This window comes from Corynebacterium breve (assembly GCF_030252165.1).
Classification (GTDB): Bacteria; Actinomycetota; Actinomycetes; order Mycobacteriales; family Mycobacteriaceae; genus Corynebacterium; species Corynebacterium breve.
Window position 1 is genome coordinate 525,446 of the sequence record NZ_CP126969.1, and the last position, 13,307, is coordinate 538,752.

13 protein-coding genes and 1 other RNA gene are annotated in these 13,307 nt (G+C 58.3%); 10 read left to right on the forward strand and 4 right to left on the reverse strand.

All coding sequences use genetic code 11. From position 1 onward, the window contains the following. Positions 1-96: 96 nt before the first annotated feature. On the forward strand, positions 97-1,695 hold the full coding sequence (locus QP027_RS02655; RefSeq protein ID WP_284825783.1) for a hypothetical protein: 1,599 nt from the start codon (positions 97-99) through the stop codon (positions 1,693-1,695). A gap of 384 nt (positions 1,696-2,079) precedes the next feature. Continuing rightward, a complete protein-coding gene (locus QP027_RS02660; RefSeq protein WP_284825785.1) occupies positions 2,080-2,292 on the forward strand; it encodes a hypothetical protein in 213 nt (70 codons plus the stop codon). 255 nt (positions 2,293-2,547) lie between these two features. Here the strand turns inward: QP027_RS02660 and QP027_RS02665 are convergent, their stop codons facing one another. Beyond that, positions 2,548-3,702 (reverse strand): alpha/beta hydrolase, encoded by a 1,155-nt coding sequence (locus QP027_RS02665; RefSeq protein ID WP_284825787.1) that lies wholly within the window; start codon positions 3,700-3,702, stop codon positions 2,548-2,550. A gap of 202 nt (positions 3,703-3,904) precedes the next feature. Here QP027_RS02665 and QP027_RS02670 point away from each other — a divergent pair, with 202 nt between their 5' ends. Then, entirely contained in the window at positions 3,905-5,059 is a 1,155-nt protein-coding gene (locus QP027_RS02670; protein ID WP_284825789.1) for a S1 family peptidase, read from the forward strand. Between the two features lie 105 nt (positions 5,060-5,164). Here the strand turns inward: QP027_RS02670 and hisN are convergent, their stop codons facing one another. Together hisN and QP027_RS02680 are read right to left on the reverse strand one after the other, a co-directional pair. Continuing rightward, positions 5,165-5,947, reverse strand: coding sequence for a histidinol-phosphatase (gene hisN / locus QP027_RS02675; RefSeq protein WP_284825790.1), 783 nt, complete (start codon positions 5,945-5,947; stop codon positions 5,165-5,167). A gap of 11 nt (positions 5,948-5,958) precedes the next feature. Further along, positions 5,959-6,771, reverse strand: coding sequence for an inositol monophosphatase family protein (locus QP027_RS02680; protein ID WP_284825792.1), 813 nt, complete (start codon positions 6,769-6,771; stop codon positions 5,959-5,961). A gap of 63 nt (positions 6,772-6,834) precedes the next feature. Between QP027_RS02680 and prfB the strand changes: the two genes are divergently transcribed. The 7 genes from prfB (at position 6,835) to ssrA (ending at position 11,563) form a co-directional block, all read left to right on the forward strand. Continuing rightward, on the forward strand, positions 6,835-7,938 hold the full coding sequence (gene prfB / locus QP027_RS02685) for a peptide chain release factor 2 (RefSeq protein WP_284825793.1): 1,104 nt from the start codon (positions 6,835-6,837) through the stop codon (positions 7,936-7,938). 57 nt (positions 7,939-7,995) lie between these two features. After that, positions 7,996-8,688 (forward strand): cell division ATP-binding protein FtsE, encoded by a 693-nt coding sequence (gene ftsE, locus QP027_RS02690; protein ID WP_284825794.1) that lies wholly within the window; start codon positions 7,996-7,998, stop codon positions 8,686-8,688. Between the two features lie 12 nt (positions 8,689-8,700). Beyond that, the gene (ftsX, locus tag QP027_RS02695) at positions 8,701-9,603 is read left to right on the forward strand and encodes a permease-like cell division protein FtsX (RefSeq protein ID WP_284825795.1); all 903 of its coding nucleotides are present in this window, start codon (positions 8,701-8,703) and stop codon (positions 9,601-9,603) included. A gap of 13 nt (positions 9,604-9,616) precedes the next feature. Continuing rightward, a complete protein-coding gene (gene smpB, locus QP027_RS02700; RefSeq protein ID WP_284825796.1) occupies positions 9,617-10,105 on the forward strand; it encodes an SsrA-binding protein SmpB in 489 nt (162 codons plus the stop codon). Further along, positions 10,102-10,449: a DUF488 domain-containing protein gene (locus QP027_RS02705; protein WP_284825797.1), complete on the forward strand. Its 348-nt coding sequence runs from the start codon at positions 10,102-10,104 to the stop codon at positions 10,447-10,449. The genes smpB and QP027_RS02705 overlap by 4 nt, the downstream gene beginning before the upstream one ends. Further along, a complete protein-coding gene (locus QP027_RS02710) occupies positions 10,446-11,141 on the forward strand; it encodes an SDR family oxidoreductase (protein WP_284825798.1) in 696 nt (231 codons plus the stop codon). The genes QP027_RS02705 and QP027_RS02710 overlap by 4 nt, the downstream gene beginning before the upstream one ends. A gap of 44 nt (positions 11,142-11,185) precedes the next feature. Beyond that, positions 11,186-11,563: a transfer-messenger RNA gene (ssrA, locus tag QP027_RS02715) on the forward strand. A gap of 46 nt (positions 11,564-11,609) precedes the next feature. Here ssrA and QP027_RS02720 read toward each other — a convergent pair. Continuing rightward, positions 11,610-13,124 (reverse strand): AMP-binding protein, encoded by a 1,515-nt coding sequence (locus QP027_RS02720; RefSeq protein WP_284825799.1) that lies wholly within the window; start codon positions 13,122-13,124, stop codon positions 11,610-11,612. Positions 13,125-13,307: the final 183 nt, after the last annotated feature.

A 13,307-nucleotide genomic window follows, 5' to 3' on the forward strand; every position in this document is an offset into this window, starting at 1 on the left:
GGTGCCATCGTCGACGGGGCCGGGGCGTGTGACTTGTTAGCGCAGTGGCGTGCCGAGGACGGTTATGATCCCAGCCGGGGTGGGCGGCCTGCGGTCGTGTCTGATCGCGCAATACTCATCATTTTTCTCATCGTGGTTACCTCCGGAAAACCGCTGCACCTCCAACAATGCACTGACTTACTGACTGATCCGGACACCACTGATAAAGCGCTGGAGTCGCTGGGCCTGCCTGCGCGTAGAGAGGCGCGCGCCCTCGGCGACGCCTATGAGATCACCTCGCAGCGCTGGTACAACAGGTTGTGGCGAGCGTTGAAACGAGTGCTTCAGCCCATTGATCCTTTCAATGACCTCCCGCATTGGCGCAGGCTCACCAAGAAGGAATATGACGCGATCATGGCTGAGCACGACGAGGACCGCGAGAAACTGTGCTGGGCTAGAGCGACGGAGTTCTTCAACAGGCTCATTGCGGCGTCGATGGAGGAACTGCCCCAGCACTACCGCGACAACTGGTCCGGTGACCTCGCTGTGGACGGCACGTTCATTGCCGGCTCCCAGCGCGGAACGCGCAAGGACCTGCGTCCAGATGATCTTGTCTCCAGTGCCCCTGAGGGAGGGTGGCACGTGCGTGACGGCGACCATAAGGGCACCCGGGCAGCGCTGGCAAAAACCAAGGACGAGGTGCGATGGGGTTACGAAGCCACCCTTGTCGCTGGCGTGATGACTGATCAAGGACAGCATGGCCAACCGCATCTGATTCACGCCATGTCCATGGACAGGCCCGGTCATGACCCGGCTGTCCGCGCCCTGGAGGCCATTCGGCATCTCATAGGTAACGACGACGTGCATAAGGGCATCATTGTCGGTGAGAGAGCCTATTTCCCTAATGCGAGAGTAGAGAACTACCACGAGCCACTGCGTCATGCGGGGTACACGCTGGTGGGTGACTACCCCGAGGACAAGCTGGGCAAAACCCATGAGTTCGAGTCGATGAAACTGGTGGAGGGCGAGTGGTATTGCCCGGCCCTTCCGGATCATCTCATTCACGCCACGGAAGATAAGCAGGCTGGGCGCATCGACCAGGAGACTTATGACGACCGTATCGAGCGGCGGCGCTTGTACGCGATGCGTCGTAAAGGTGCCGACGACACGGATACGTCGATGGCGTTCATGTGTCCGGCCCGGGGATCAGGCAAGACGGTCTACTGTCCGCGCGCTCAAAATTCAGAGCGTGGTGACGCCAAGAAGAAGAGGCTGCCCCGCATTCTCCCGGCCCAGCTGCCGAAGGATCGTCGTAAGTGCTGTGACAATTCGACGTCGGTGAGCATTCCTCACAGCGAGGGGATGAAGTATCGTCAGACCGGGCCGGCATATCAGACTGCGGAGTGGCGGGAGATATTCGCAACCTTCCGTAACGTCATCGAGACGCGTAACGCTCTCCTTAAGAACGGCCGGGGTGCCTCCATTGGTGATCACACTCGTCGTCTGGTGCGTGGCTTCGCTGCCGCGTGGATGTTCACCGCGCTGGGGGTCATTAGCGTGATCCTCTCCTTGATCGCGCAGTTCCTGCACCGGGTAGCGGCTAACCTCACGGCGCCGCCGCCGGTGACGACACCGCCATCTCCGCCCGGTACGTCGTCGCCGGTGGGGAAACCTCATGGGCCTCCGCACGATACGTCCGACGGGATGGCGGCCTAAACGTGAAGAATTACATGTTTGAACCCGACCACCAGCGATCCCGTGGAGTGCTGGTGATCTGCCATGCCCGCAAGTGGAGCGAGGCGGTGTAAGGGGGCCGTGAAGCTGCCTGGAGGGGCGGTCGAGCCCCGGGGCAAGAGATAAAAACAAACGATCCCCGCTGAAAATCAGCGGGGATCGTTCATCTCTAGCAGTTTCCCAAACGATTTTTGGGGTGTAACCCAAAACCGTCCCATTGCGGAGAGGGGCCTTTTTTCGTATTCATATGACGTTTATGCCACATTGCCTCCTAGAACAGAGAAAAAGACATATCTTTTAGATATAATTTGAATCAGCAGTCAATTTTCCGAGTTTTAGTCAGCTCAAGTCAGAGGAGAAAGAGCAATGTCACGCACGCGCCAAGTCATCCTTATCTTTGCATTGATCGGTATCTTGATGGGTATCTTCGCGGCATTCCATAACATGCAGACCGGTGAGGTTGGCTGGAATACGGCATTTACCGTTATTCAAACCATCGTAGGCATCGTCTTGGCAGTTATGGTGGCAAATGATTCCAACCAGGATCATGTAGATCATGGTCACGGCCACGACGTGTAAAAACTCCCCACTTTCTCAGTGACGTGCCCTCGCCAGATACCATTCTGGCGGGGGTTTTCTTGATGACGAACCAGATTGAAAGGCAGCACCCCACCGAGGACTTTCGAGGACTTTGAACGTAGGCGGGCAGGCTGAAGGAATCGTCGTAAAGCTCCCGGGCCAGCGTTCGGAAAAGCTTAACTACCTAGTCACGAAATCGAAATCCCGTGACTGGGTTGCGTATTTCTCGGGTGGGGTGGATGAGCTAACCGAGATTTAGTACAGAGCCGGTTTCACGTGGTCCCAAGCTGGCTGAAGGTGCTCAAGGAATGTAATCCAGTTGTGGGCACCATGGTCGCTGTAATCGACGCGGTGATGTGTCATGCCTTCGCTACGCATCGAGGCATCGAGATCCTTGGTACACGATAGGACGCCGGCTTCAAGCATGACGCCGTTGGACATGCTAAACGGGCTTTCTTGCTTGTCGTACAGTGCGCGCTCTTCTCGGGTGAGGGCACCATTTCCCGTAGAGAGGTACACCGCTTGGTTGCGGAGCCCTTTCGGACTGAGCACGGTGTCGTGGGAAATCCAATCCTCGGACTTAAACGGGCCCCACAAGTTGTCTGTGCTGGCTCCTCGTGAGGTCACGATAAGGCTGACCATCTGGCTACCGATCGGACTAGTTGGTGAGTAGCAGCCCGAGAGTCCGAAAACACCATCGAAGACATCGGGATTGTCATTAGCAAGATGGACTGCTGCGTTCGCCCCCATAGAAAGACCGCCGATCCCTCGCTTGCCGTTGAAATTCAGCTCTTCCTCTGCTTCGAGAAGTGGTGCGAGTTCATCGACGATAAACGTTTCCCACTTGTTCACACCAAGCTCGGGGTCTGGCTTTTGCCAGTCGGCGTAAAGCGAGCCTCGGGCTTCGGTAGGCATCACAAGTGTCACATTTTCTGCACCGAAGACTCTATCGATGTCTCTTCTTTGTACGTGCCAACCACTTTCGTATTCCGCATTGATGCCATCCAACATGTACACCATAGGCGCCGGGGCATCCGTGTCGGCCGAGCGGTAAATCTGCACAGAGACGTTGCGCTTCATTGCTGGAGAAGCAATGGTCCAACGCTCCCAGCGACTCCCAGCAGTCACTTGCTTATCGACGATTTCCGTGGTCGTGATCGACTCATCGATGGTTTTGGGGTACTCGTCGGAAAGCTCAACGTTGAATTCGGGCATCGGGATCTGGGATGACCCCATGAGTGCTAGCGCACCAGTGCCTGTGTTTATGGAGGATTGAGAGGAATCTGAGTTCTGACTGGATGCATCGACGATGTCGCGGTAAATATCGGCGGTGGCAACAGCTGGGGTCCAGGACAGTGCCGCGACACAAGCTGTCGCGGTGACGATGTGACGCAAGTGATTGTTGTTCATTCAAGTGGATCTACTGGAAGTGAAGTGAAAATGCACACGGGTGTACATAAAATGACGCGCGGGTGACGGAATAGGCCGAGTACAACGATTCGGATACAAACCCAATCTAAGAGCTTCCTAAGCTTTGGGCGGGTGGCAGACTGAACTTAGTGCCTTCGGAGGGCATGAAAATTTCAATCTGTGTAGAAAGAGAACTCAAACGATGCTGCGCCGTACAACGCTTCGGACTCTAGCCATCTCAGCAACATTGTGCCTGGTCACAGCTGCTAGCCCGATCGCTTCGGCGCAAAGTTCCGCGGGGTTGCCGTTTGAGCTTCCGGAATTGCCGGAGCTATCTGTCACGCCGATGGACTCATCGTCGTATGTTGAGCAGGCGCGCGACGACGCAGCGCAGTTCGGCATCGAAATCCCACAGGTAGACGCGGCTGTCACTGACTCCATCGACCAGGCTGTGAACCAGTTCCTACCGCAGGAACCAGTCACAGTTGAAGAAATCGTCGCTCCGGTAGAGGCCCCGGAAGAGGTAGCTGCCGAAAGCTACAGTATGACTAACCCAGAGCCTGTGGGCATGGACACTGTCCCCGAGCCGCTCCCAGTGACCACGAACCAGAACTACGTCTGGCGCAATGACCCAGTGTCCAAAGTCATGGCTGGCAAGCCGTTCGAGGAAAATGTGCTGCATCGTGTGGATGGCTCGTGGTTTGATGCCCCTCGCGTGCCGGAAGAGTCGAACCAAGCAATGAGCCGTGGCAATTCTCTCTATGGTCCGAGTACCCCGATCTACGTTGGCGAAGATACCATGTGCACATTGACCGTCGCCGGCACCGATGAGCAGGGTCGCAAGATCGGTATCACTGCAGGCCACTGTGGCGAGGTGGGGGATAGCGTATCGTCGGCTGACTCGTGGCAGGTTGGCCCATCCGGCACTGTGGTGCATCGCAATGACTACCTTGACTACTCCGTAATCGAGTTCGGTTCCAACGCCGAGGTGACCAACACATACAACGGTGTCACAGTGAACTCTGTCGGAGGCGAGCCACAACCAGGCGAGCGCGTGTGCAAGAAGGGCGTCGCATCGAATGAGACCTGTGGCGTGACCTTCGTGACCTCCAAGGATCTACAGATCAACCACGTGTGTTCGATGGTGGGCGATTCCGGCGCACCGTTGTACCGCGATGGTCGTCTAGTGGGCATGGTCAACGGTGGGGTGCTGCCAACACCCTTCAACGTCCAGTGCGTGACTCCGCTGCAGGGCGCATTGCACGCTCCGACTGCAGGTGCGCGCATGGACTCCGTGATTTCGGATATGAACAACTCGGGCGCGCCGGGCAAGGGCTTCGTCGTAGCCTCTCAGTAAAACCCGAACCAGAGAACCCGAACGCCCTGGACGCGCGAACTCCACGAAGGAGCGCATCCAGGGCGTTCGGGTTTTGCCGTTCGGGATCTGCTGCTCGGCGACGACCTACCGCAGCGAATCCAGCACCGGATCGTGCAGCAGACCGTTGGTGGCCACAGCGTCCCCGCTGTGAGGGCCGTCTTCGCCAGCGATGGAGGTGAAGCGACCGCCGGCCTCTGTGACGAGGACACTCAGCGCGGCCAAGTCCCACAGCGAAACCTCGGGCTCCGCAGCGATGTCTACGGCACCTTCTGCAACGAGGCAGTAAGAGAAGAAATCGCCGTAGCCGCGCAAACGCCAGCATTTGTCGGTGAGCTCGATGAACTTATCGCGCAGGTCGCGGGTAGCCCAGCCTTCTAGGGAAGAGAACGCCAAGGAAGCGTCGTCGAGAGTTTCCACGCCGGAGACATTCAGGCGCTTTAGCCCTTCGCCCTTGAAAGTGCGCCAAGCGCCCGCGTCCTGCGATGCATACCAACGGCGTGCCAGCGCGGGAGCGGAGATGACACCGACTACGGGGACGCCGTCGTCGAGCAGCGCAATGAGCGTAGCCCAGACTGGAACGCCACGGACGAAGTTCTTGGTGCCGTCGATCGGGTCGATAATCCACTGGCGGCCTTCGAGGACCGGTTCGCCGCCAAACTCCTCGCCGAGGAGGGCATCGTTGGGGCGGGCGTCGGAAAGCTTTTCGCGGATGGCCTCTTCGACGGCGAGATCGGCGTCGGAGACTGGGGTCATGTCCGGCTTGGAATTGACTTCTAGATCGGCGGCTTCGAAGCGTTCGGCTGTGATGGAATCGGCGAGCTCGGCGAGTTCGAGAGCGAGGGCCAGATCATCGGCGTAGTTACTCATGGGTACCGATCTTAGCTATTTTCCAGGGCCGAAGTGATGTCAGCGACCGCCTGTTTATTGCCCGCGACGCACCAGGTAACCCCGCCGGCATCAACTTTCACTGCTGCGCCACCGACCGCTTCAACCAAAATCTTGCCTGGCAACCAGTCCCAATCAGCCACCGAATGTTGAATCCACGCGCCGACGCCACCCGCGGCAACAGTTGCTAGGTCGATGGAACCCGCGCCGAACATGCGGATCGTCGCTGCACCTTGGGCTACGCGCAGCCAGGTCTCACGGATGTCGTCGACCTGCATCGAAGTTGGGTGCAAGTAGGAAGCGACGCTGAGCGTAGAAAGTGGAGCGTCTTCGAGCAGCGGCAAGGCCGTTCCGTTTACGGTGGCCTGGTCAGGAGTACCCAGCCACGTCGTGGACAACGCGGGGCGATTGACGGCGCTGACTAACAGTTCATCCGGGGCAGAAGGCTCGCCGGTCACCACAGCGAGTGCGGAGCAGAAGTAGTCCGATCCGGAGGCGAAGTTGTATGTGCCATCGACGGGGTCGATGATCCAGGTCTTGCCACTCGCGGAGTGCTTGGCCGTGCCTTCTTCGCCCACGATGCCGTCATCGGGGCGCAATGCCTCGAGCGCACGGGCTACGAACTCTTCGGCGGCGCGGTCGGCGTCGGTAACAACGTCAGAGATAGAGGTCTTGAAATCCGTGGCTACACCGGCATCGCGCATCTCGAGTGCCAACGAGCCGGCGTACTCGACAAGGTCGCGCGCGAGTTCGAGGTCGGTGGAGTGGGCATGTGAGGCGATGAATTCTTCTGTGGTGGGACGCATGCTTTCTATTATGGGCCATTGCGGTGTGCTTCGGGGGAGGGGTGGCAGGTAAGATCAACGCACATGCAGCCAGAGACCACTTCCACGATTGAGCATCTTGATTCGACGTTGACCACCATTGAGAAGGTGATGGACCTCGACGAGATGTCTGATCGGGTACGCGAATTGGAGCAGAAGGCCGCGGAGCCGAGTCTCTGGGATGACCCTGACCACGCTCAGCAGATCACCACTGAGCTGTCGAACGTGCAAGGCCGCCTGCGCAAGGTGCGAAACCTGCGTACGCGTGTCGACGATCTCCCGGTCATGTTCGAGCTTGCCGAAGAAGAGGGCGATGCGTCGTTGGCAGAAGACGAGCTCGCTGAACTGACGAAAGCAATCGAGGCCTTGGAAGTGACCACGATGCTGTCGGGCGAATACGATCAGCGTGAGGCGATGATCAATATCCGTTCGGGCGCCGGGGGAGTGGATGCTGCGGACTGGGCTGAGATGTTGATGCGCATGTACATCCGTTGGGCTGAGAAGAACGGCTACAAGGTCGACGTGTACGACATCTCCTATGCGGAAGAGGCCGGTATTAAGTCGGCAACGTTCGTGGTGCACGGAGAGTACATGTATGGCCAGCTCTCAGTCGAGCAGGGAGCGCACCGCCTGGTGCGTATCTCGCCGTTTGATAACCAGGGCCGGCGGCAGACGTCGTTTGCAGAGGTCGAGGTGCTTCCGGTGGTGGAAAAGACTGACTCTATTGATGTCCCAGATGCCGATATTCGCGTCGACGTGTTCCGCTCGTCCGGTCCAGGTGGACAGTCGGTAAACACCACGGACTCGGCGGTGCGCATCACTCACCTTCCGACCGGCATCGTGGTGAGCTGTCAGAACGAAAAGTCGCAGATCCAGAACAAGGCCTCGGCGCTTGCTGTTTTGCAGTCGAAGCTTTTGGAATTGAAGCGCCAAGAAGAAAAGGCCGAGATGGATGCGCTGGGTGCTGGTGGAAACGCGTCGTGGGGCAACCAGATGCGCTCCTACGTGCTCCACCCGTACCAAATGGTGAAAGATCTGCGCACCAACTTCGAGGTGAATGACCCGCAAAAGGTTCTCGACGGAGACATCGACGGCTTCTTGGAGTCTGGCATTCGCTGGCGGATGGCCGAAGAAAACGCTGAGAGTTAGCGTGAGGCCGTAACTTTAGTTTCTCCTGTCCCACCGCTCCGGCTAGGGTGGACAGGCGTGATCACATTTTCCAACGTAACCAAGGTCTATCCCACCTCGACTAGGCCAGCGTTAGACAACGTCTCCTTTGAGATCGACAAGGGAGAGTTTGTCTTCCTCATTGGCCCCTCGGGCTCGGGAAAATCAACCTTCCTGCAGCTGATGATTCGCGAGGAAAACGTCACTGATGGCGATATTTTCTTCGACGAATTCCACGTCAACACGCTCAAGGGCAGGGAAATCAACAAGCTGCGCCAACGCATTGGCTACGTCTTCCAGGACTTTCGCCTGCTGCCAAAGCTCAACGTGTACGACAACGTAGCGTTTGCTCTTGAAGTTATTGGCAAGCCGAAGAACCGCATCAAAAAGCTTGTGCCGGAAGCGCTGGAGCTGGTCGGTCTGGAATCCAAGGCGAAGCGCATGCCAAACGAGCTCTCGGGCGGTGAACAGCAGCGAGTGGCGATTGCGCGTGCATTCGTCGATAAGCCTCCTTTGCTGCTTGCCGACGAACCCACCGGCAACTTGGACCCCTCAACTGCAGATGACATCATGGCGCTGCTCGCGCGTATCAACCGCACCGGAACCACTGTTGTGATGTCAACGCACAACGCGCGCGCTGTGAACGATATGCGCCAGCGCGTGATCGAGCTGCACTTGGGCAAGCTTGTGCGTGACGACGAGCGCGGCGTCTACGGAACCGTCAACGATTAGGAAGAGCCGACTATGAATCTTGGATATGTTTTCCGCGAGGCTTTCCGCGGACTAGGGCGCAACCTGACGATGTCACTGGCGCTGATTATTACCACCGCGATTTCTTTGGCTTTGGTGGGCACAGGCATTCTGATTTCGCAGGTCACCTCGGATACGAAGGAACTGTATCTGGACCGCGTCGAGGTCATGATTGAGCTGGACGAGGAGATTTCGGCAAACGATAAGGACTGCTCCAGCCCGGCATGTTTGGAAGTGCGTGATTCGCTGGACGGCGATGACGGCGTGGAGTCGGTGACGTTCCGTTCCCGCGAGCAGTCCTATGATCGCTTTGTCGAGCTGTTCGGGCAGACCGACCCGATCCTGGTGCAGGAGACCTCCCCGGACGCGCTGCCAGCGACGCTGCATGTGCGGCTTGAGGATCCTACCGATGTCGCTCCGATTGATGCTGTGCGCGATCTGCCACAGGTAGAGCTTGTCGTTGACCAGGCTGAAGGCGTGCGCACCACGGCCGATAACCTCGATGCTTTCCGTAATGGGACCTTTGTGGTGGCAGCGGTGCAGGCGATCGCGGCGATCTTCCTGATCGGTAACATGGTGCAGCTTGCGGCGTATCACCGTCGTGAAGAGATGTCGATTATGCGCATGGTCGGCGCGTCGCGCTGGTTCACCGAGGCTCCGTTCGTGCTGGAGGCAGCGCTGTCGGTACTGATTGGTGGCGTGCTTGCAACCCTGGGCGTATGGCTGGGCAAGACTCAGTTGGTCGATCCGATGATGAACGATCTTTACGCCTCCCAGTTGGTGTCGAAGCTGCCGGACAGCGCAGTGTGGACCACCATGCCGCTTGTTTCGCTTGTCGGCATCATGCTGGCAGGCATCGTCGCCCAGGCGACTTTGCGCATGTACGTGCGCAAGTAGACTGTTAGGCGTTATGGCAAAGAAAAAGAAAAAGCAAGACCGATCTGTTATCGCGTCGAACCGGAAAGCCCGGCACGATTACCACATTCTGGACACCTACGAATGTGGGATCGTGCTCGTCGGCACCGAGATTAAGTCACTGCGCGAGGGAAAAGCCTCGCTGGTAGAAGCCTTTGCGACGATCGATAACGGCGAGGTCTGGCTGCGCAATCTCCACATCCCGGAGTATTCGATGGGATCGTGGACCAACCACTCGCCGCGCCGCACGCGCAAGCTGTTGCTCCACCGCGGCGAGATCGACTCGCTTGAAGGCAAGCTGCGCGACGGCAACCGCACCTTGGTGCCGCTGTCCATGTATCTCAAAGAAGGCCTAGTCAAGGTGGAGCTCGGGCTGGCGCAGGGTAAACAGGACTACGACAAGCGCGAAACCATTAAGCGTCGCACTGAGGACCGCGAAATCGCTCGCGAGATGGGTAAGAAGTTCAAGGGCATCAAGGCGTGATTTATACAGCCAAGGTCCACGACGTGCTGGACGGTTCGGCGCAAGTCCAAGGCACCTCTGTGCTGGTGGACCGACTATGGCCGCGTGGCGTGGCCAAGACCGATCTTGAGGTTGATCTGTGGCTCAAAGACGCTGCGCCCTCTCCGGAGCTGCGCAAGTGGTTTGGGCACGACCCCGAGCGTTTCGATGAGTTTTCCCGCCGCTACTGCGCAGAGCTGGATGAAGGCAATGCGGACGTTGACAAGCTAAGAGACCTTGCCAAAGCAGGCGACGTGACCCTATTGTTTGCAGCCAAGGACCGCGACATCAATCACGCCGTGGTGTTGAAAGGATGGCTGGAATGAAAACCGCGTTAGTCACCGGTGCTTCCCGAGGGATCGGGCGCGCTATAGCCGAGGACCTCGGTCGCGACCACCACGTGCTGGTCGGTGCCACCCGTGACGCCTCCGAAGTAGTGGCCACGCTGCCATCGGCCGAGCCGTTTGAAGTGGACCTCACCGACGCGGCCGCGCTTGCCCAGGCTGCCACACAGATTGAATCGTTGGACGTGCTCGTTCACTCGGCTGGCGTGTGCCCGTGGGAAACGGTGGAGGGGTCGTCGTTAAGCACATGGCGCGAAGCTTTTGAGCTGAACGTATTCGCCGTGGCGGAGCTGACGCGCCTACTGCTGCCTGCTTTGCGACGAACCACTGGCCTCGTCGTGGCTATTAATTCAGGGTCGGGCTTTCATTCGGGCGAGAAAGCTGCGGTGTATTCCGGCACGAAGTTTGCCCTGCGCGCGTTTACCGATGCGCTGCGAGTAGAGGAAAAGGGGCGACTGCGGGTGACATCCGTGCACCCAGGGCGCGTGGACACGGACATGCAGGTGCAGCTGCAAAAGGACATGGGTGCCACGGGATACGACGGCTCGCTGTATGCCACACCGGAATCGGTCGCCCGAGCGGTGCGTCTGGCGGTGGACATGGGTGAGGACGCATCGGTGGACGAGATCTCTGTGCGTCCGTCGGGTCTTGTGCTCGGCGGGGCAGTGCGGTAAAGTTATCTCTCCTGTGGAGATTGCATGATCCCGCCACAGGCAATGGGGCTGATTTTGGTTTCGACTTCGTTGACTTAGCCAGGGGAAGCGTGCCGGTGCAGGCTGGAGACCACCGTGAGCGTCGCAGCAACACAATAAACGCAGAGAAGAACTCTCAGCGTGACTACGCCCTCGCTGCTTAAGTAGCGCCGCGTGTCTGTCAGACCGAGTGAGCCTCGCATTCGGACCCTGGCATCGACTTAAGAGGCTTGCTTGCCTAGCGTGTCAGTGCGTTAGGTAGGGACTTTCTCACTGACTGGGCCCATCATCCGGTCGTGTTTGCCCGAACCGGAGGGTCGATGAGAGATCGCGCGCAATCTGCGCACGGAGAAGCCCTGGCACGGTGATGAAGGACCCGGGTTCAATTCCCGGCAGCTCCACCAAAGGCCGCTCGTTCTGGACCAGAACGAGCGGCCTTTTTATTTCCGACTAGCCTTCAAACGGGATATCGCGCAGTTCGCGACGCAGGATCTTACCGGTTGGGTTCTTCGGGATTTCGTCGATGAAGTCCACAGCGCGAATCTTCTTGTAAGGGGTGACACGCTCGGCTACCCAGCGCATGATTTCGCTTTCGGTGAGCTCGGCGCCCTCACGCTTGACGACGAACGCGCGCGGGATCTCAAGACCGTCACGGTAAACGCCGACAACGCCAGCGTCGGTTATGTCGGGGTGGGTGAGCAGCAGTGCCTCGAGCTCAGCCGGTGCGACTTGGTAACCCTTGTACTTGATGACTTCCTTCGCGCGGTCGACGATGTAGACGGTTCCGTCGTCGTCGACTCGTGCGATGTCACCGGTGCGCAGCCAGCCATCGCCGATGAGAGCCTCGCGGGTTGCCTCTTCGTTGTTCAGGTAGCCCTTGGTCACCTGAGGTCCGCGGATGGTCAGCTCGCCTGGTTCGCCTTCCGGAACCTCGTTGTTGCTTTCGAGCTCGAAAATCTTGAACTCGGTGTTCGGTACCACGAAACCGATGGAGCCTGGCTGACTCTTGCCCTTAAGGCCCACGTGGGTAACGGGCGAGGTTTCAGTCATGCCGTAGCCCTGCACCAGATTCGTGTCTAGGCGCTGTTCGACCGCACGGGCCAACTCATTGTCCAGTGGGGCTGCACCAGAGATCATGAGGCGGGACGACTCAAAGTCCTCTTTCTTCACCGCTGGGTGCTTAGCCAGCGCAACCGCCAACGGTGGAGCGATGAAGGTCATCACGATCTTGTGCTTCGAGTGCGCGCCCAAGAATGCGTCGAGGTCAAACTTCGGCATGCTGAATACTTGGTGGCCATGTGCAAGCTGGCAAAGCAGTTGGGTGGTCATGCCGTAGATGTGGGTGAAAGGCAGTGGGCACAAGAAGTTGGAGTGGTCAGGGATTTCGTTCTCGATGAACATGTGACCGGTCTGCTCGATGTTGGACACGATGTTGGAGTGAGTCAGCATCACGCCCTTAGACACTCCGGTTGTTCCGGAGGAGAATGGAATCGCGAACAGATCGTCCGGGGAGATGTCCACGTCTGGTGCGGCGAAGCCCTTAGCTGCGAGGGGTGGGATTTCACCGGAGAAGATCTGCGGCATCTCTTCAACGTCGGTGGTACCGATGTAAAGCTTCGCGCCGGATAGCTTGAGCAGGTTCTCAAGGTCGGAACGGTTGAGTAGGGCGCCGAGTGGGGAGACGGTCGCGCCAGAGCGTGCGATTCCAAGCAGCGCGGTGGCGTAGTTGATCGAGTTTGGAATCTGGAGTGCGACCACATCGCCCTTACCGATGCCGCGCTGAGCCAAAGCGCCAGCGACAGACAATGCACGATCGCGCAGCTCGCCGTAGGTGATGGTGGTGTCGGTGTTTACTTCGGTAATCGCAGGGCGCGCGGCATCTTCCTCAGACAGGTTGCCGAAGATATGGGTAAAGACATCGACCTCTGGGATGGTCACTTCTGCGAAAGGGCTGGTGTACGACATGGGGATTACTCCTTGTTTATTCATTCGGCAAGATACTTAAGTTGCTAATGCGCGGGCCAGGGATGATGTTGTGTGGTGATTAGGGCAGTGGTGCTTACCGACGATCACGGGGGACGCGTGCCCTATCCTAACTAGTGCTACGAATCGCTATTCGTATGGCCGGTGTCACAGGCTACACTATTT